This window comes from Paraburkholderia ginsengiterrae (assembly GCF_001645125.1).
In the GTDB taxonomy this organism is placed as follows: Bacteria; Pseudomonadota; Gammaproteobacteria; order Burkholderiales; family Burkholderiaceae; genus Paraburkholderia; species Paraburkholderia ginsengiterrae.
In genome coordinates this window covers 116,043-136,036 of the sequence record NZ_LXKA01000011.1, presented here as the reverse complement: position 1 = coordinate 136,036, position 19,994 = coordinate 116,043, and the positions used below count along the sequence as shown (strand labels likewise).

The following is a 19,994-nucleotide window of genomic DNA, read 5'->3' as shown; positions in this document are numbered from 1 at the left end:
TCATGTCGCATGCGTTGCCCGACCGGCTTTTGCCGGGCTTGCCCTATCCGCTCGGTGCAAGGTGGGACGGCCTCGGCGTCAACTTCGCGGTGTTCTCGGCGAACGCGCAGAAAATCGAACTCTGCCTGTTCGATCCCGCCGGCCGAAAGGAGATTCGCCGCTTCACGCTGCCTGAATGCACCGACGAAGTCTGGCACGGCTACCTGCCTAACGCGCATCCGGGGACCGCGTATGGCTTTCGTGCGCACGGACCGTATCAGCCACAGCACGGGCAGCGCTTCAACCCGCACAAGCTGCTGCTCGATCCGTATGCGCGCAAACTGGTCGGACAGTTTCGCTGGTCGGATGCGCTGTTCGGTTATCGCGTGCACTCGAATCGCGCTGACCTGTCCATCGACCGGCGCGATTCGGCGCCGGCCATGCCGAAGTGCGTCGTGGTCGACGAAGCCTTCGACTGGTCGCACGACAAACGCCCGAACGTGCCGTGGGGCGACACCATCGTCTACGAGACGCATGTGCGGGGCGCCTCGATGCTGCGCACCGATTTGCGCCAGCACGAGCGCGGCACGTTCGCGGCGCTGGCTTCGCCGGACTTCATCGAGCGTCTGTTGAAACTCGGTGTGACCGCCGTCGAACTGCTGCCCGTGCACGCGTTTCTCAACGACCGCTTTCTGGTGGAGCGCGGCCTGCGCAACTACTGGGGTTACAACACGGCGGCGTTTTTCGCGCCGGAGCCTTCGTACCTGAGCACGCACCGGCTCGACGAAATGCGCATTGCCGTGCGCCAGTTGCACGCGGCCGGCATCGAAGTCATTCTCGACGTGGTCTACAACCACACCTGCGAAGGCAACGAGATGGGACCGACGGTCTCGTGGCGCGGCCTCGACAACGCCAGTTATTACCGGCTGATCCCGGGCGACGAGCGCCACCATATCAACGACACCGGCTGCGGCAACACCGTGAATCTGCAGCATCCCCGCGTGTTGCAGATGGTGATGGATTCGCTGCGCTACTGGTCGACGGCGTTCAATATCGACGGCTTCCGCTTCGATCTCGGCGTCACCCTCGGGCGCGAGCAGCATGGTTTCGATCCGGGTTCCGGCTTCTTCGACGCGATCCGCCAGGACCCGATCCTGTCGCAGCGCAAGCTGATCTCCGAGCCGTGGGATATCGGGCCTGGCGGCTATCAGCTGGGCAATCATCCGCCGGGATTCGCGGAATGGAACGACCGTTTCCGCGACACCGTGCGCCGCTTCTGGCGTGGCGACGCGGGCTTGCGCCCCGACCTCGCCGCTCGTCTGACGGGTTCGGCCGACCTGTTCAACCGGCGCTTCAGGAAGCCGTGGGCCTCCGTCAATTTTGTGACGTCACATGACGGTTTTACGCTCGCCGACATGACGGCATACGAGCAGAAACACAACGAAAACAACGGAGAAGACAACAACGACGGCCACAATGAAAATTGCAGCCGCAACTGGGGCGCCGAAGGCACGAGCGCCGACCCCGCGATTCTCGCCACCCGCCAACGCGTGGCCCGTTCGCTGATCGCCACGCTGCTGATGGCGCTCGGCACACCGATGATCCTGGCAGGCGATGAATCGCTGCGGACGCAGAACGGAAACAACAATGCCTATTGCCAGGACAACGAAATGTCATGGCTCGACTGGGAGCATGCAGAATCGCCGGACAGCCGCCAGATGACCGAGTTCGTCGCGCGAGTGATCGCGCTGCGCAAAGCCCATCCGCTGCTGCGCGAAACGCGCTTTCTGTTCGGCGACCGCGAAGTGTTGCCGGGCCTGTTCGATGTGGGCTGGTTCGACGAAAACGGCGACCCGCTCACCATCGAAGCCTGGCAGGACCCGGAAGGCCGCGCGTTCACACTGCGGCGCGCCGGACCAGGCTTAAACGGCGAAACCGAAGTATTGTTAATGATGCTCAACGCCAATGAGGACATGCTGCGCTTTACGCCGCCCGCGCCGCATCTGGAATGGCACGTGCTGTTGGACACGGCTGAACCGGAAAGCGCGCCCCATGCGCTGGCGGTTCCCGAGGTCGAAGTGGCCGCACATGGCCTCGTGATGCTGGCCGCGCAACCGGTAGGCGAAGCCGACTGGCAGGCGGGCTGGAAGGCCGGTGCGCAGCACGGGCCGCGGCTTCTGACTGCGCTGCCGCCCGATCCGGGCGAGCATCCGCCCAGCAGCGATACGTCGCCGTCGACATAGATGAGCACTCAGGCGGCCACGGCGCCGCGGCGGAACAGCATGCAAGGTACGGCTCGAAAGCGAAACTGAAGGGGCACGAAACATGTCCGAAAGCCCGATTGATCCTCATGCGCATCATCACGCGCATTGCCTGCCCTTCGGCGCGCAACTGCTCGGCGCGGCAGGCGCGAATCCGTGCACGCGGTTTCGCTTCTGGGCGCCTTCGTGCAAGCAGGTCGAGGTGGTCATCGAAAACGGGCCGGCTCAAGGCGCGCACGGCATGACGCCAGCCGGCAACGGCTGGTTCGAAGCCGCCGTCAACACCGGCGCGGGCACGCTGTACCGCTACCGGCTGGACGGCGGGCAGGCGGTGCCCGATCCGGCGTCGCGCTTTCAGCCCCAGGACGTGCATGGACCGAGTGAAGTGATCGACCCGCGCGCGTACCGTTGGGAGCAGACCACCTGGCACGGCCGGCCCTGGGAAGAAACGGTGCTGTACGAACTTCACGTGGGCGCGATGGGCGGATATGCAGGCGTGCAGAAGCGCTTGCCGACTCTCGCCGCACTCGGCGTGACCGCCATCGAGTTGATGCCGCTGGCGGATTTCCCGGGCCGGCACAATTGGGGCTACGACGGCGTCCTGCCATTTGCGCCCGATTCCGCCTACGGCCGCCCCGAGGAACTGAAAGCGCTGATCGACGCCGCCCACGGTCTCGGCTTGATGGTGTTTCTCGACGTGGTCTACAACCACTTCGGCCCGGACGGCAATTATCTTTACCAGTACGCGCGCCCGTTTTTCCGCGAAAGCACGCACACGCCGTGGGGCCAGGCGATCGATTTCGAGCGCAGTGAAGTCAGCGACTTCTTCACGGATAACGCCGTCTACTGGATCAACGAATATCGTCTCGACGGGCTGCGCTTCGACGCCGTGCACGCCATTGGCAATCATGCGTGGCTGCGCGAATTGTCCGACCATATTCGCGCGAGGGTGCAGCATGGACGGCATGTGCATCTGGTGCTGGAAAACGAGCACAACAGCGCGAGCCTGCTGGACACGCACTTCGACGCGCAATGGAACGACGACGCGCACAACACGCTGCACGTGCTGCTTACCGGCGAAACGGAGGGCTATTACCACGCCTACGAGGAGCAGCCGATCCGGCGCCTCGCGCGCGTGCTGTCGGAAGGCTTTGCGTATCAGGGCGACCCGTCGCCGATTCACGACGGCCGGCCACGCGGCGAAGCGAGCGGGCATTTGCCGCCTGCATCGTTCGTGATGTTCCTGCAGAACCACGATCAGATCGGCAATCGCGCGTTCGGCGAACGCCTTCGAAAGCTCACTTCGGATGATGCGTTGCGCGCCGCCACCGCCCTGCTCTTGCTGTCGCCGCAAATTCCGCTGCTGTTCATGGACGAGGAATATGGCTCGACGCAACCCTTCCTGTTTTTCACGGACCACACCGGCGATCTCGCCGATGCGGTGCGCGAAGGACGACGGCGCGAATTCGCACGCTTTTCGGCGTTCAGCGACGAGAAGCAACGCGCGCAGATTCCCGATCCTAACGACGTGAAGACGTTCGGCGCGTCATCGCCGCCTGGGCCGGATGACACATCCAGGCTCGACGAAGATGAAGCGAAAGACCGCCTCGACTGGATGCACTTCTACAAGTCCGCGCTAGCCGTGCGCGCCAAGCTGATTACGCCACGCCTGAAACATGGCAAGGCCTGCGGCGTGACGGTGCTGAGCGGGGCCAACGGGGGCGACGCCAATGCGCTGATTGCCCGCTGGAAACTGGGCGACGGTGAGACGTTGTCGGCCGCGCTGAATCTCTCGAAGGAGAGTGTCATGCTCGCCGAGATTCCCGCCGGCAAAGTGATTTTCGAAACGCCGCCGCGCGTGCGCGATCAGATCGAACTCAAGACTTTGCCGCCGTATGCGTTCGTCGCGTGGCTGACCGGCGACGTCGGCGGCTATGCCATCGGCCACGATGCCCGCATCGTGGGACACCAGGAGCACCGCGCGTGACTACCCGACACTCCAATGACACGATCGTCACGCTCGCCGCGCGCGCGGGCTTCGAGGTGGAGTGGCAGGACGCCCACCACACCACGCAGCACGTGCCTGAGAGCACGCTGTCCGTGCTGCTCGAACAGATGGGTTTGCCGTGCGGCAATGCCACGCAGATCCGGCACAGCGCGGCCGCTCTGGACGCCGAATTGTCAGGCCGCAAACTGCCGCCGCTGATGACCGCGGAAATCGGCCGCGGCATTGCGTTGCCGGCCGCCGCGATCAAATCGGGAAGCCATTATCGGATCGACCTCGAAAGCGGCTCGATCATCGACGGCCGCTTTACCGCGCCCAAAGGCGAAGAAGCCCTGCTCGCACCGATCGACGAACCCGGTTATCACACGCTTGTGATCAACGACCAGCATGTGACGCTCGCGGTGGCGCCGTCGCGCTGCTACACCATCGCCGATGCCTGGCGCACGCTGCACAACAACGAGGCCGGCAGCGCCGCGTCCGCGCCTCCGCTGTGGGGCATCGCCGCGCAGTTGTACGGTCTGCGCCGCACTGGTGACGGCGGCATCGGCGATTATTCGGCGCTCGCACAATTCGCGATCGAAAGCGCGAAGCGTGGCGCGCATGCGCTCGCCGTCAGTCCGACCCACGCCATGTTCAGCGCGGAACCGAACCGCTTCAGTCCGTATTCGCCGTCGTCGCGCTTGTGGCTGAACGTCACGCATATCGATCCCGCCGCCGTGTTCGGCGGCGATGCGCTGCACGCGGCGCTCGATACCGCGCGGGCCACGCATGCCTGGTCGGCGTTCGAAGACTTGCCGTTGATCGACTGGCCGAACGCCGTCGTGCTGAAGCTGAAGGTCTTGCGCACGCTGTACGAGCGCTTCTGCACGCAGGAACGCGCGCTGGACACGCCACGCGCGCTGGAATTTCACGGCTTCTGTGAACGCGCTGGACGCGCGCTCGAAGACCACGCGCGTTTCGAAGCGCTACAGGCCGCTCAACTCGCACAAGGCGGCAACGGACACTGGCGCAACTGGCCCGACGCGTTGCGCGATCCGCGCAGCCCGGAAGTCGAAGCCTTTGCCGAGGCCAACGGCCACGAAGTCGCGTTTCATCTGTTTCTGCAATGGCTCGCCGCCAAGGGACTGTCGCACGCACAGTACGCGGCGCGCGATGCCGGCATGGCCGTCGGCCTGATCGCCGATCTCGCGGTGGGCTGCGATAGCGCCGGCAGTCACGCGTGGTCGTATCGCGACGACATGCTGCAAGGCGTGTCAGTCGGGGCGCCGCCCGATCTGTTCAATCAGGCCGGCCAGGCGTGGGGGCTGACCACCTTCTCGCCGCGCGCCATGCGCACGCAGGGATTTACCGCCTTCATCGACATGCTGCGGGCGGCGTTCGCGCATGCGGGCGGCGTGCGCATCGATCACATTCTCGGCTTGCGGCGGCTATGGCTCGTGCCCGAAGGTCAAAGCGCACGGCATGGCGCCTACCTGCGCTATCCGCTCGAAGACCTGCTGCGGCTGATCGCGCTCGAATCGTGGCGGCATCGCGCGATCGTGATCGGCGAGGACCTCGGCACCGTGCCACCCGGCTTTCGCGAGCGGCTCGACGACCATGGCCTCGCCGGGATTCGCGTGCTGTGGTTCGAAGGCGCGTACGGCGGCAGCGGTTTCAAGCCGCCGCAGCAATGGGACCGCCATGCGGTCGGCACCACGACCACGCACGATCTGCCCACCGTGGCCGGCTGGTGGCGCGGCAGCGACATTAGCTGGCGCAACAGGATCGGCCAGACCATGGCGCGTGCCGACGGCCGCGATCCCGAAGAAGTCGCCCAGCAGGAACGCGCGCGGGACCGTGCCGAGCTATGGCGCGCATTCCAGCAAGCCGGAGTAGCCGCGCCAGGTGTCGACGCGCCGCCGCCGGAGAGCGCGCCCGTGGACGAGGCGCTGGCCTTCGTCGCCGCCACGCCCGGACCGCTGGTGACATTTCCGCTGGAGGATCTGCTCGCCCAGGTCGAGCAACCCAATCTGCCCGGCTCGATCGACGAGCATCCGAACTGGCGCCGCCGCGTGGCCTTGCCGGTTGGCGAGCTGTTCGACAACGACAGCTTCTGCGACCGCCTGCTCGCGGTCGATCGCGCGCGCCACGCTTCCGCATCGGCGGCGGCTTCCAACGCTTCTTCAGAGCCTGATACGCCATGACCGTCCCACGCTCCACGCTGCGCCTCCAGTTCCATCGAGGCTTCACGTTCGACGACGCCGCGAAGCACGTCGGCTATTTCGCCGCGCTCGGCATCAGCCATCTGTACACGTCGCCCATTACGACTGCGGAGCCAGGATCGACGCACGGCTACGATACCGTCGACTACACCCAGGTCAGCGCCGAATGCGGCGGCGAGGCGGGCCTGAAGCGCCTCGCCGATCAACTGCGCGTGCACGGCATGGGCTTGATCGTAGACATCGTGCCGAACCACATGGGCGTCGGCGGCTCGAGCAACGCGTGGTGGCTCGATATCCTCGAATGGGGCCGTCACAGCGCGTATGCGCGGCATTTCGACGTGGACTGGCATTCGCCCGATCCGGCCTTGCGCGGCAAGGTGCTGCAGCCGACGCTCGGCGCGCCGTACGGCGAGGAACTCGCGGCGGGCCGCATCGCGCTGCATTTCGCTGGCGACACAGGGCGTTTTTATATCGGCTACGGACCGCATGTGTTCCCAGTGTGCCCGATCGACTACGCGTCGATTCTGCAAAGCGCCGACCGTGCCGATCTCAACGCGCTCGCCGAGCGCTTTCAAGGGGTCACGACGCAGCCTGCCGATCAGCCGCGCGCCGCGGAAGGACGCGAGATGCTGCGCGAATTCGTCGCGCAAAACGGCGGCCCGGCGATCGAGTTCGCGCTGCAGGCGTATTCGCCGCACGAGCCGGTGACGCGCGACCGCCTGCACCGGCTGATCGAGCGGCAGCATTTCCGCCTGGCATGGTGGCGCACCGCGTCGGACGAACTGAACTGGCGGCGTTTCTTCGATATTTCAGCGCTCGCGGGCGTGCGCGTGGAACGGCCCGAGGTGTTCGAGGCCGTGCATGCACTGCCTTTCCGTCTGTATCAGGAGGGCGTGGTGGACGGCTTGCGGATCGATCACATCGACGGCCTCGCCGAGCCGCGCGAATACTGTCAGCGCTTGAGGCAGCGTCTCACTGAACTGCGCGACACCGCGCCGTATGTCGTAGTGGAAAAGATTCTTGGCCGTGACGAACCGCTGCGCGACGATTGGCCCGTGGACGGCACGACCGGCTACGATTTCATGAACGACGTGGGTGCGCTGCTGCACGATCCGGACGGCGCCGAGCCGCTCGCGCAGACGTGGACCGAACTCACCGGCCGCAGCCCGCGCTTCGAAGGCGAGTGCCTTGCCGCGCGCCGCAAGATGCTCGCGGAAAACTTCCCCGCGGAACTGGACCGCGCGGCGCGTGCGTTGCATCGCATCGCACGCGACTCGCTAACCACGCGCGACTTCACCTTCACCACGCTGCGGCGGGTGCTGATCGAACTGGTCGTGCATTTTCCGGTGTATCGAATCTATCCGCAGAACGGTTTGCGCAGCACCACGGACAACCTCTACTTCGATCAGGCGCTGGCGGGCGCTCGTCACTCGCTCTCGCGCGCCGACCATGCCACGCTCGATCTCGTGAACGCGTGGCTCGGCGACAGCGCCGAAGAAGCGCCGGCCGGACGAAACGGCGCGGCGGCCCAACAAGGCCAGAATAGCGCGCCGCCGAACCATGCCGGTTCCTCGCGACGCACGGCGCAAACGCTGTTTTCCCAGTTGACCGCGCCGGTCGCCGCGAAGGCGGTGGAGGACACCGCGTGCTATCGCTACGGCCGACTGTTGTCGCGCAATGAAGTCGGCTCGGACCCGAGCGAATTCGCGCTCTCCGTCGAGCAGTTTCACGCGGCGAATCTGGAGCGCTCGCAACACTTCCCGCACGCCATGCTCGCCACGGCCACGCACGATCACAAACGCGGCGAAGACGTGCGCGCGCGGCTCGCCGTGTTGAGCGAGATCGCCCAGGACTGGGGCGCGACCTTGCGCGCGTGGTCCACGTTGAATGCGCCGCATCGCCGTGCGCTGGATGGCAAGCCGGTCAGCAGCGTTGGTCAGGACAGGGGCTACGACTGGGCACCCGGTCCCGCCGCCGAAGCGATGCTGTATCAGACACTGGTGGGCTGCTGGCCGCCGGATCTGAAACCGGACGACGCAGCGGGCGTGAAGGACCTGGCCGAGCGCGTCGCGCAATGGCAACTGAAGGCGCTGCGCGAAGCAAAACTGCAGACCAACTGGCTCGCGCCCGACGAAGCGTATGAGGCCGGCTGCCGCGACTTCCTGTTCGACATCCTGGCGCCGCAGCGGCGCGACGGATTCCTTGAGGTGTTGTCCGCGTTCGTCGAGCGAATTGGCCCTGCCGGCGCGCTCAATAGCTTGCAGCAGACGGTGTTGCGACTGGCATCGCCTGGGATTCCCGATCTTTATCAAGGCACCGAATTGTGGGACTTCAGCCTGGTGGATCCGGACAATCGCCGGCCCGTCGATTTCGCGAAACGCGACGCGTGGCTCGTGCAAACGCCGCCGTCGGATTATCTGCCGGGCTGGCGCGATGGCCGCGTGAAGCTCGCGGTCATCCAGCGCGTACTCGCGCTGCGAACGTATTTGCCGGAGTTGCTGAGTCAGAGCGTGTACTTGCCGCTTGTCGTGCGCGGCGCGCATGCACCGCATGCGATCGCGTTCGCGCGGCGGCACGGCAATGCGTGGGCGGTGGTGGTGGCAAGCCGGCTCGCTGCCGGTCTGCTCGGCGGGAACAGCGATGTGCCGATGATCGATCCGCAGGCCTGGGGGGACACCGCGGTGGAAATGCCGGCGGATCTGTCGGCCAGAGCGTTGTTCGACTGGCTGAGTCCCGCGGCACCGAAGATCGATGAGAACGGCCTGTTATATTTGCGCGACGCGTTGGGCTCGATGCCGATAGCAGTGCTGGTGGAGGAAGGTGTGCCACGCAGCTGACGGCAAGTGAAGTGTTGCGCGGTTAGGTGGAAGGCTCGGTTTAACCGCCTTCGTCGTCGAACGTTTTCGGATAGACGCGCACGAGCACGATCCTCGGCCCCTTCATCTTCTTGACCACCACGTCGAAGCGATCGAACTCGATTCGCTGCCCCTCGGTAGGCAGATCGTTCAGTGCGTGAATCACGAGGCCGCCGACCGATTCGGCCTTGCCTTCGTCGATGTCGATTCCCAGCGCGCGCTCCAGCGACACCACCGGCAAGCTGCCCTTGCCCATCAACGTGCCGTCATCCATGCGCGTCCAGTCTGCGTCGCCCTGACGGAACTCGTCGTGAATCTGGCCGACCAGCGCGCCGAGCAGATTGTCGAGCGTGAGAAAGCCAATGGGCTTCGAATGCTTGCGGCCAACCAGCGCGAAATGCGGCGCGCCCTTGCGGAAGCGGCGAAACAGTTCGAGCGCCGGCATCTCCGGCTTGACGTACTGCACGGGCCGCACGTATTTGGACAGGTCGTCGAGCGTGCTGCCGGCATGGCGCGCCAGCAGCAGGTCCTTCAAGTGGATCATGCCGGCCACGCGTTCGCCGGATGCGTCTTCGAACAGCGGATAGCGGCTAAAGCGATGCCGCGCCACCACACTCATGTTGTCGCGCAACGGCAGATCGCGCCGCAAGCCGACCATTTCATGAGCCGGGCGCATCAGGTCCGACACGGTCATGCGCGAAAAATCCAGCGAATGCGCAATCGTGTTCCACTCGTCCTGGCTGTACGCGCCGTCGGGAACGCCCAGTTCAGTTACGACGTTGGCGCGGCGGCCGCGCAGGATCAGCTTGAGTTCGTCGGTCGAATAGTGCGAGTCGTGGCCGTGGTCGGCGTCGAGGCCCGCGAGTTTGAGCACGGCGTTGGCGCTCGTATTGAGCACCCAGATGGCCGGATACATGGCCCAGTAAAAGCCGTACAACGGCGTGGCGGCCCACAGCGAAACCTTCTCCGCCTCGCGAATCGCCAGCGACTTCGGCGCCAGTTCGCCCACCACGATGTGCAGGAACGAAATGCACGAGAACGCGAAGAACAGCGAAATGCCGTGGACCAGCTTCTCCGACTCCACGCCAAGCAGGTTGAAGACCGGGTTCAGCAGTTCCGCGAACGCCGGCTCGCCGATCCAACCGAGCCCGAGCGAGGCCAGCGTAATGCCGAGCTGGCAGGCGGAGAGATAGGCGTCGAGACGGGCATGCACCTTTGCCAGCAGTTTTCCGCGCATGCCGTGCTGGGCGGCAAGGCTTTGCACGCGCGTCTGCCGCAGTTTGACCAGACCGAATTCAGCGGCCACAAAAAAACCGTTGAGGGCAACGAGAAACAACGCACCGATAAGGGCGACGACCTGGATCAAAGCGAAAGGCTCCGGCAACAAAAGTTGTCAGTATAGAGGGTGAAAGCTCGGTGAAAACTTAAACGGGCAAAGGAAGCGGCTTTGGCGGACCATTCACTGCGGGGCCGCCGCGCTCAGCGGTACACGCAGCGCCAGCCTAGCCGCGTCGCTGCCGGTTGCATCGATCTGCTCGAAGCTGCCGCCGTGGGCTTCCGCGACGCGCTTGCACAGCGCCAGCACCCACGCGATCCGTTTCGCTTCGCGCGGCTCGCCTGCCTGCTTGCGGGCAAATGCTTCCAGCACATGAGGCAACCCTGGATTCTCCAACGCCGCGCCGTTGGCTGCGTACGTGACGGTGGCATGCCATGCCGTCGCGTCCGCATGCGCCGCCAGTGTGACGGTGGCGCCCTCGCTGCTCGCTTCGACGGCGAACGTCAGCATCACCCACAGCGCGGCGGCAAGACGCTCCCGGTCGCCGTTGAGCTGCTCCGTGGCGAGGCGCGAGTCGACCGCGACTTCCACGCCGCGTGCACGCGCGAGGCCCGAGCGGACTTCCGCCACGGTTTCGTCGATGAGCGGATGCAGCGGAAACGGCGCATAGTTGAGCGCCAGCATCCTGGTTTCGGCGCGCGTGGCGTCGACGAGCGTTTCGAGCAGCTTCACCTGCTGGTCCACCCCGCTGCGAATGCCGCTGACGGCGCGCTGCGAGTTGGGGTCGTTCGCGTCGAGCTTGCGCTCAAGCACGTACGCCCAGCTATGAATGGCGTTCAACGGCCCACGCAGGTCGTGCGATACCAGCGACAGCACGTGGTCGCGCATAAACAGAGCGGTTTCCGCGCGCAGATGCGCTGTGCGTTCGGAGACCGCGAAGCCGGAAGACGCTGGTTCTGCGCCAGGCGTTCCGGTTGAAGGCGTTGTCACGATCGAGCCCTCTCAGGCAGTACAGGGTGATTGAATGAAGCCCCATTATAGGCATGCCGTCCGGCGCGGCCAGCCTGGCCGGACGGCCAACTTGCACGCAATCCGCGTGCCGCAGGACAATCACGGCAAACTCCGCAATCTCGGCGATGCAGGGCCAACGCGCCTACAATGTCGTTTTTTACGTTTTTGACCTGAGGAGCGACACATGTCGACTGTGACTACCGAATCCGGCTTGAAGTATGAAGACATCGTTGAAGGCACCGGCGCCGAAGCGGTGGCCGGCAAGACCGTCAGCGTGCATTACACCGGCTGGCTGACCGATGGCCAGAAGTTCGACTCGAGCAAGGACCGCAATGACCCGTTCGCTTTCGTGCTGGGCGGCGGCATGGTCATCAAGGGTTGGGACGAAGGCGTGCAAGGCATGAAGGTCGGCGGCACGCGCAAGCTGACCATCCCGCCGCAACTCGGCTACGGCGTGCGCGGCGCGGGCGGTGTGATTCCGCCGAATGCGACGCTCGTGTTCGAAGTCGAATTGCTCGACGTTTAAGGTTTTTGCAGTTTTGTCTTTGCGCGACGTCGCCGGATTGCACCGATGAACCACCCCGCCGTTACCGCACCTTGCGTTTCGCTTCGCCGCTACGGCGCGATCGAAGCGTCGGACGTGCACGACTTTCATCAGGTCGTGCTCGGGCTCGACGGCGCGATGGTGATGGCGGTGAACGGCGTCGCGCAGCAGATCGACGCCGGCTCCGCCTGGCTCATTCCGGCCGGTGCGCGGCACGATTACGCCGGCGTCGGCGAGAACCGGCAGTTGGTGCTGGATTTGCCGGCCTCGTCGCTGGCCGTGCCGGAGCGCCTGTTCGACCGCGCGCGGGCCGTCGCCGTCGACACCTCGCTGACGCAGCTCGTGCATCGCATCGCGGCGCACGCCGCGGGCGGCGCACAAGGCGACGATCTGGACACCCGCCGTTTCCATTGGGACGCCGCGGCGCGCCTGGGCGCAGCGCTGGTGGCCGATGCAGGCACGACGGCGGGCGCGCAAGCGCCCGGCGCCGGTCTCGACTTTGCGCGTATTGACCGCTGGCTGAGGGCGCACCTGTCGGAGCCTTTGCGGATCGCCGACCTCGCCGCCCATTGCGGCTTCGGCATGCGTCGCTTTCATCAGCTTTTTGTCGACGCTTTCGGTGAAACGCCGCATCGCTATTTGCAGCGCCTGCGGCTCGACACGTCGCTCACCCTTCTCGCCGATCCGCGGCTCTCGCTGGCCGATATCGCGCTGGACATCGGCTTTGGCGATCAGAGCGCCTACACGCACGCGTTCACGCGGCGTTTCGGGCTGGCGCCCGGCCAGTGGCGCGCGTTGCGCCACTGAGCTGCATGTCACTTCGCGAGCCGCCTGATTGGACGGCCCGCTTTCCCGCATCAAGAGCAGCGGCTCAGCCCGCCAGACCGCGTTCCAGATCGGCGCGAATATCGCCCGCGTTTTCCAGACCCACCGCGAGACGGATCAAGCCCTCGGTAATACCCGCCGCCGCACGCGCTTCCGGCGTCACACGGCCGTGCGTGGTCGTGGCCGGATGCGTGATAGTGGTACGCGTGTCACCGAGGTTGCCGGTGATCGAGCAGATCTTCGTGTTGTCGATCACGCGCCAGGCATTCGCGCGCATCTGCTCGGGCGTGTCGCCCTTCAGTTCGAACGAGAGAATCGCGCCGCCCGACTTCTGCTGACGCATAGCCAGCGCATGTTGCGGATGCGATTCGAGCCCCGGATAGAACACGCGGTTCACAGCCGGATGCGTTTCGAGCCAGCGTGCGATTTCCAGCGCATTCGCCGACTGCTTGTCGACGCGCAGCGACAGCGTTTCCATGCCCTTGAGCAGCACCCAGGCGTTGAACGCGGACAGCGTCGGCCCGGCGCTTCGCACGAACGGAAACACTTTTTCCATGATGAACTGCCTGGAGCCGACCAGCGCGCCGCCGAGCACCCGGCCCTGCCCGTCGAGGAACTTGGTGGCCGAATGCATCACGACGTCCGCGCCGAGCTTGAGCGGTTGTTGCAACGCCGGGCTGCAGAAACAGTTGTCGACCACGAAGATAGCATTGGCCGCCTTCGCGATCTTGCTGATCGCTTCAATATCGGCGACTTCGGTCAGCGGATTCGACGGCGTTTCGAGGAAGAACATCTTCGTTTCGGGGCGCACGGCGTTCTTCCATGCGTCCAGATCGGTCGGATCGACGAACGTGGTCGTAATACCGAACTTGCTGAAAATCTGCGAGAACATGCCGAGCGTCGAACCGAACAGCGCTTGCGAGCTGACCAGATGATCGCCGGCCTGCAGCGTGGACATCACCACCGACATGATCGCCGCCATCCCCGACGCCGTGGCCATGCACGCTTCTCCCCCTTCAAGCGCGGCCAGACGGTCCTGGAACATCGAGACGGTCGGGTTCGTGAAGCGCGAGTAGGTGTAGTTGTCTTCGGAGTTTTTGAATTTTTCGGCGGCGTCCGCGGCGCTCGCGAAGACGAAGCTCGAGGTCAGGAAAATCGCTTCCGAATGTTCGTTGAAGTCGCTGCGCGCGGTGCCCGAGCGGATTGCCAGCGTGTCGAAGTTCAGGGAGTCGTCCATGTTGGTTCTGGTTTCCAATGTTCCATGGCTGCGTTCGGTGGGGTTCGAGTGAAGCCGAACCGCCGCCCGACGGCAGCAACAAAAAAGCCCGCTTTTGCGTCGGCATAAGCGGGCTTCATGTGCGGGAGAAAGCTGGAGCGGAGGCGGATGAGTGCGGCTTTCCCACCTGTCGCTTTAGCTGTTTCGGGTTGCCCCGCGTCCGCAAGCTGAGATCAAATCGACGCAAGCCCTCATGCTAACACGCTCGCGGCGTGCCGTGCAGGCGTGCCGCGCCGCGAGCGGAGTCGCTTAACCTACCGACAACTGCAGATGCAGTTGCGAGCGCGCGAGGCCGCCGTCGATCGCTTCGCTCGCGGCGTCGCGGTCCGATTGCGAAGCGGGTGCGAGACGCGCGGTTTCGATGCGGTCGAGGTATTCGGTGGTGACGTCGCCGGTGACATAGTTGCCGTCGAAACACGACGCTTCGAATTCCTTCAGCGCCGGGTTGATATCGCGCACCGCCTGCTTCAGCGCGTCGACGTCCTGGTAGACCAGGTGGTCCGCGCCGATCATGCGCGCAACTTCTTCGTCCGAGCGGCCGTGGGCGACGAGTTCACCGCGCGTCGGCATGTCGATGCCGTACACGTTCGGGAATTTCACCGGCGGCGCCGCCGAGGCGAAGATCACCTTGTTCGCGCCCGCATCGCGCGCCATCTGCACGATTTCATGCGAGGTGGTACCGCGCACGATCGCGTCGTCGACGATCAGCACGTTCTTGCCCTTGAACTCGATGGCCATGGCGTTCAGCTTCTGGCGCACCGATTTCTTGCGCATCGCCTGGCCCGGCATGATGAAGGTGCGGCCCACGTAACGGTTCTTGAAGAAGCCTTCGCGATACTCCACGCCCAGCTTCTTCGCGACCTGCATCGCGGCCGGACGGGACGAATCGGGAATCGGCATCACGACGTCGATCGCGACATCGGGCAGTTCACGCTTGATCTTCTCGGCGAGGTAGTCGCCCATGCGCAGACGCACGTTGTAGACCGGCACGCCGTCGAGCACCGAGTCCGGACGCGCGAGGTACACGAGTTCGAAAATGCACGGGTTCAGGCTCGGGTTCGTAGCGCACTGCTGCGAGTGCAGATTGCCTTCGAGGTCGATGAAAATCGCTTCACCCGGCGCCACGTCGCGCACGAACTCGAAGCCGATACCTTCAATCGCTACCGACTCCGACGCCAGCATCCACTCGACGCCTTCCGCCGTTTCCTGCTTGCCGATACACAGCGGGCGGATACCGAACGGGTCACGGAAGCCGAGCAAGCCATAGCCGGCGATCAGCGAGACGATCGCGTACGACCCGCGCACACGCCGATGCACGCCCGACACAGCCTTGAACAGCGCCGCCGGATCCAGTTGCAGGCTCGAGCTCGACAACTGCAATTCGTGCGCGAGCACGTTGAGCATGACTTCCGTGTCGGAATTCGTGTTGATGTGGCGGCGGTCGATGCGGAACATCTCATCTTTCAACTGCTGCCAGTTGGTGAGATTGCCGTTGTGCGCGAGGATGATGCCGAACGGCGCGTTCACGTAGAACGGCTGGGCTTCCTCTTCGCTCGACGCGGAGCCGGCGGTCGGGTAACGGACCTGGCCGATCCCGGTCGTGCCGGGCAGGCTGCGCATGTTGCGCGTGCGGAACACGTCGCGCACCATGCCGTTAGCCTTGTGCATGTGGAAATTGCTGCCGTTCGCTGTCGCGATACCGGCGGCGTCCTGACCGCGGTGCTGCAGCAGCAGCAGGCTGTCATAGATCAGCTGATTGACCGGGGAATGGGAAACTACGCCTACGATGCCGCACATGGCATGTCCTTCAAAGGTACAAAATTCGTGATGGCAGCCGGTTTGCGCCGGAGTCCTGCCGCGTTCCTCTAACCACTCGCCTGATCGTCACACTTTGACGTAAGCAGCAAGCGGTTCGGGAAGCAACGGTTTCATTACGTGCACGCCCTCGACCGCATAGGGCCGCAGCAAGGCGTTGCGCCAGAATTCCTGTTGGGGCAGTTCGGTCAAGCCAGCCAGGGCGACCAGAATCAGCACCAGAACGACCCCGCGCACGAGGCCGAACATCAAACCGAGCGAGCGGTCCACGCCGCTCAAGCCGGTTGCCTGCACAATGCGGCTCAACAGCGCGTTCAGCACGCTTGCCACCAGCACCACGCCGATCCACACCAGCGCGAAGGCCAGCAGCCACTGGGTCAACGCGCCGCCCGGCCATGTGGACGGGATGAACGGCACGACGTAACCGACAAAGCGGCCGGCAATGAAAAACGCCGCAATCCAGCCGATCAGCCCGAATATCTCAGACAAAAAACCGCGCCATGTACCGCGCAATGCCGACAAACCGATCACCGCCATTACAGCGTAGTCGAAGGCAGTGAACATCGCTCGCTTACTGTGCCGTGCCGTTGTTGGCGCCCGACGTCAAGCCGGCCTCGCGAACCTTCGCAATGGCGGCGCTTGCCGCTGCGCGATCGGCGAATGGGCCGGCACGCAACAGCGTGAGCGTCGAGCCGTCAGCCTGCTTCCGATGTTCGGTATATGCGGGTACTCCCGCCGATTTCAACTTCGCCGCCCAATTGCGCGCGTTGGCGTCGTTCGCAAACGCGCCGAGTTGCACCGCGAAACGGCTGCCCGGGGGCGAAGCCGGGGTGCCTGAATTGGCGTCCGCGGCGGCGGCCGTGGTCGTGTCGTCCGTGCTCGGTGCCGGCGTGGCCGGTGCGGGAGCAGTCGCGGCGTTTTGCGTGACCGACGGCTTGGCCGCCGGTTTGGTCGATTTCGCCGATGCTGCCGACGCCGCTGGCGCGGTATTGGCAGCGACAGCGGGAGCCTGCGGTTTCGCCGCGGACGCTGCACTCGTCTGCGTGCTGGATTGCTTCGTAGCGCCTGACTGGCTCTGAGCGGCGGCCGTTGTTGCCGGTGCGAGACCGGAAGCGGCGAGTGCCGTGTCAGGCGTGGGATTGTCAGGGGCTACGCCGGCCTGCGTGTCTTCGTCAGCTTTGGCAAGCTTCGGCGCCGGGCGATTCGGAATCTCAATGGAGATGTCGTCCGTGACCGGCTTGGGATGCGAATCCAGCACCATGGGCAGGATCACCACAGCCGCCACGACCATGGCAATGGCGCCGACCAGCCGGCGCCGCGCACGTTGCTTTTCCGGCAACGTAGGGTCGAGCAGCATCGCATCGGCGTCGACGGTGCGCTCCGTGCGGCGGGTTCGCCGCTCCACGCGCTCGCCACCACGGGCGGCCCGGTTGGAACTGGTATTTGCGCCGCGCCGCGTGGGTGCGTCGTCTTTCTTGCCGAACGAGAAAATTCCCATGAATCGCTTGGTTCGAGCCTGGCGCCCGTTCAGTGTTGCTGCGATTTACGGTAGGCCATAACGCCTGCTACCGTATAGAAACTGCCGAAAACCACGATTCTATCATTCTCTGACGCACGTTTTAGCGCGTCTTGGTAAGCCTCTGCCGGTGTTGCGTAACGCGTCACGCTGCTGTCGGCACCCTCACCCACGCCCTGCTCCCGCAATGCCGTTTCGAGTTCTCCCGCCGACGCGGCCCGCGGGGTCGGCAGATCCGTCACGCACCAGTGGTCGATCTCGCCTTTCAGGTGGGCCAGCACGCCCGCGATGTCCTTGTCGCGCATCGCGCCGAACACCGCGTAGGTGTACGGAAAATAACCCATGTTGCCGAGGTTTTGCGTCAGCACCGCGGCGGCGTGCGGATTGTGGCCGACATCCAACACGATAGCCGGCTTGCCCGGCAGCACCTGGAATCGCCCCGGCAGTTCCACGTTGGCGAGGCCGAGGCGGATATCTTGCGCCGAGACCGGCAGCCGGTCGCGCAATGCCTCGAGACCGGCGAGCGCCGCCGACGTGTTGATCAACTGGTTCGCGCCGCGCAACGCGGGATACGCGAGCGCCGAGCGCCGCAGGGTCGGGCCGACGTAGCTCCACTGCTGGCGCTCGCTGCCCGCCTGCCCTTCATAGCGGAAATCGCGGCCGAATAGCCACAGTTCGGCGCCAATCTTCTCGGCATGATCGATCAGCGTTTGCGGCGGCACCGGGTCCGCGCAGATCGCCGGCTTGCCCGGACGGAAAATGCCGGCCTTTTCGAAGGCAATTTTCTCGCGCGTGTCGCCGAGATATTCCGTGTGATCGATGTCGATGCTGGTGATGATCGCGCAGTCCGTATCGAGAATATTTACCGCGTCGAGACGGCCGCCCAGACCGACTTCGAAAATCACCGCATCCAGCCCGCGCGACGCGAACAGGCTCATGATCGCCAGCGTCGTGAATTCGAAGTAGGTGAGCGTGACCGGTTCGTCGAGGCTCAGGCGCGCCGCCTCGACGGCTTCGAAATGCGGCAGCAGATCCGCGTCGCTCGCCATTTCGCCGTTCACCCGCGCGCGCTCGTTGAACGACAGCAGGTGCGGCGACGTGTGGCAGCCGACCGTGAAGCCCGCTTTCAGCAGAATGGCTTCGAGGATCGCGCAGGTGGAGCCCTTGCCGTTCGTGCCGCCGACCGTGATGACCGGGCATGCGAACGACAGTTGCATCGCGTCGCGTACCCGGGAGATGCGGGTCAGACCCATGTCGATACCGACCGGATGCGCGGATTCAAGGTGCGTGAGCCACGCGTCGAGGGTGGGGAATGTGGTCATCGGGTGAATCGCGGGTGGATCGCTAGTGAATCGGTCTGGCAATGACAGTATGTGCGCGGGTTCGCGCGTCACGAGACCGAGATTATCCTGGAAATGACAGCGCGCCGCTTGATTGCTCACGCGGCGCGCTATTTTTTTGACTGCTTATTTGACCGCTTGTCTGACGGCGGCCGCGCTCGGGAAGGCGCGGCGGCTCCGCTCTGGCGTTGGGCTTACGCGACGGCGTCGGCCGGCTGCTGGCCCAACAGCGCCATCAACTGCGCAATCTCTTCGCGCAGCTTGCGACGGTCGACGATCATGTCGATCGCGCCCTTCGTCAGCAGGAACTCGGCTCGCTGGAACCCTTCCGGCAGCTTTTCGCGCACCGTTTGCTCGATCACGCGCGGGCCGGCGAAGCCGATCAGCGCCTTCGGCTCAGCGATCACCACGTCGCCGAGGACCGCGAAGCTCGCCGACACGCCGCCCATGGTCGGATCGGTCAGCACGGAGATGAACGGCAGCTTGGCTTCGGAGAGCTTGGTCAGCATGGCCGTGGTCTTGGCCATCTGCATCAGCGACAGCAGGCTTTCCTGCATCCGCGCGCCGCCCGAAGCGGTGAAGCAGATAAACGGCACTTTCTGTTCGAGCGCGTTTTGCGCGCCGCGCGCGAAGCGCTCGCCGACCACCGAGCCCATCGAGCCGCCCATGAACGAGAACTCGAAGCAGGCCACCACCACCGGCAGCGTATGGATCGCGCCACCCATGACGACCATCGCGTCGGTTTCGTCGGTGTCGTCCATCGCCTCCTTGAGGCGATCCGGATACTTGCGGCTGTCCTTGAACTTCAGCGCGTCGACCGGGACGATTTCCTGACCGATTTCGTAGCGGCCTTCCGGATCGAGCAGGCCGTCGAGCCGCTCACGCGCGCCGATGCGCATGTGATGGTCGCACTTCGGGCAAACGTGCAGATTGGCCTCGACATCGTTGCGGTACAGCACCGCCTCGCACGACGGGCACTTGATCCACAGGCCTTCCGGAATCCCCTTGCGGCTCTTCGGGTCGGTCTGTTTGATTTTCGGCGGCAGCAGTTTATCGAGCCAGCTCATATTGAATCCTTCAGGGTCGACAG

Annotated in this window: 14 protein-coding genes; 6 read left to right on the top strand and 8 right to left on the bottom strand. The window is 64.7% G+C overall.

Features of this window, described 5'->3' with window-relative positions:
• The first annotated feature begins 2 nt into the window (after window positions 1-2).
• The 4 genes from glgX (at window position 3) to treY (ending at window position 9,283) form a co-directional block, all read left to right on the top strand.
• Complete coding sequence (glgX, locus tag A6V37_RS00670) at window positions 3-2,222, top strand: glycogen debranching protein GlgX (protein WP_064271045.1); 2,220 nt, start codon at window positions 3-5, stop codon at window positions 2,220-2,222.
• A gap of 82 nt (window positions 2,223-2,304) precedes the next feature.
• Window positions 2,305-4,227 (top strand): malto-oligosyltrehalose trehalohydrolase, encoded by a 1,923-nt coding sequence (gene treZ, locus A6V37_RS00665; RefSeq protein ID WP_064271046.1) that lies wholly within the window; start codon window positions 2,305-2,307, stop codon window positions 4,225-4,227.
• The gene (malQ, locus tag A6V37_RS00660; protein ID WP_064271047.1) at window positions 4,224-6,428 is read left to right on the top strand and encodes a 4-alpha-glucanotransferase; all 2,205 of its coding nucleotides are present in this window, start codon (window positions 4,224-4,226) and stop codon (window positions 6,426-6,428) included. The genes treZ and malQ overlap by 4 nt, the downstream gene beginning before the upstream one ends.
• Complete coding sequence (gene treY, locus A6V37_RS00655; protein ID WP_064271048.1) at window positions 6,425-9,283, top strand: malto-oligosyltrehalose synthase; 2,859 nt, start codon at window positions 6,425-6,427, stop codon at window positions 9,281-9,283. Before malQ ends, treY begins: the two co-directional genes overlap by 4 nt.
• A gap of 40 nt (window positions 9,284-9,323) precedes the next feature.
• Here treY and A6V37_RS00650 read toward each other — a convergent pair whose 3' ends face one another.
• Together A6V37_RS00650 and A6V37_RS00645 are read right to left on the bottom strand one after the other, a co-directional pair.
• Complete coding sequence (locus A6V37_RS00650; RefSeq protein ID WP_064271049.1) at window positions 9,324-10,667, bottom strand: hemolysin family protein; 1,344 nt, start codon at window positions 10,665-10,667, stop codon at window positions 9,324-9,326.
• A 93-nt stretch (window positions 10,668-10,760) separates the two neighbouring features.
• A complete protein-coding gene (locus A6V37_RS00645; RefSeq protein WP_064271050.1) occupies window positions 10,761-11,567 on the bottom strand; it encodes a sensor histidine kinase in 807 nt (268 codons plus the stop codon).
• Window positions 11,568-11,772: 205 nt separating this feature from the next.
• Between A6V37_RS00645 and A6V37_RS00640 the strand changes: the two genes are divergently transcribed.
• Together A6V37_RS00640 and A6V37_RS00635 are read left to right on the top strand one after the other, a co-directional pair.
• Complete coding sequence (locus A6V37_RS00640; protein WP_006047612.1) at window positions 11,773-12,114, top strand: FKBP-type peptidyl-prolyl cis-trans isomerase; 342 nt, start codon at window positions 11,773-11,775, stop codon at window positions 12,112-12,114.
• A 45-nt stretch (window positions 12,115-12,159) separates the two neighbouring features.
• Complete coding sequence (locus A6V37_RS00635) at window positions 12,160-12,939, top strand: AraC family transcriptional regulator (RefSeq protein ID WP_064271051.1); 780 nt, start codon at window positions 12,160-12,162, stop codon at window positions 12,937-12,939.
• Between the two features lie 64 nt (window positions 12,940-13,003).
• On the opposite strand, the gene A6V37_RS00630 is transcribed toward A6V37_RS00635, so the two are convergent.
• From A6V37_RS00630 to accD, 6 genes are all read right to left on the bottom strand, one after another.
• Window positions 13,004-14,194, bottom strand: coding sequence for an O-succinylhomoserine sulfhydrylase (locus A6V37_RS00630; protein ID WP_064271052.1), 1,191 nt, complete (start codon window positions 14,192-14,194; stop codon window positions 13,004-13,006).
• Window positions 14,195-14,482: 288 nt separating this feature from the next.
• Entirely contained in the window at window positions 14,483-16,030 is a 1,548-nt protein-coding gene (gene purF, locus A6V37_RS00625) for an amidophosphoribosyltransferase (protein ID WP_064285669.1), read from the bottom strand.
• Between the two features lie 87 nt (window positions 16,031-16,117).
• Window positions 16,118-16,612, bottom strand: a complete 495-nt coding sequence (locus A6V37_RS00620; RefSeq protein WP_064271054.1) for a CvpA family protein — start codon at window positions 16,610-16,612, stop codon at window positions 16,118-16,120.
• Between the two features lie 7 nt (window positions 16,613-16,619).
• On the bottom strand, window positions 16,620-17,546 hold the full coding sequence (locus A6V37_RS00615) for an SPOR domain-containing protein (RefSeq protein ID WP_064271055.1): 927 nt from the start codon (window positions 17,544-17,546) through the stop codon (window positions 16,620-16,622).
• A gap of 29 nt (window positions 17,547-17,575) precedes the next feature.
• The gene (folC, locus tag A6V37_RS00610) at window positions 17,576-18,886 is read right to left on the bottom strand and encodes a bifunctional tetrahydrofolate synthase/dihydrofolate synthase (RefSeq protein ID WP_064271056.1); all 1,311 of its coding nucleotides are present in this window, start codon (window positions 18,884-18,886) and stop codon (window positions 17,576-17,578) included.
• Window positions 18,887-19,098: 212 nt separating this feature from the next.
• Complete coding sequence (gene accD, locus A6V37_RS00605; protein WP_064285667.1) at window positions 19,099-19,971, bottom strand: acetyl-CoA carboxylase, carboxyltransferase subunit beta; 873 nt, start codon at window positions 19,969-19,971, stop codon at window positions 19,099-19,101.
• Window positions 19,972-19,994 lie beyond the last annotated feature (23 nt).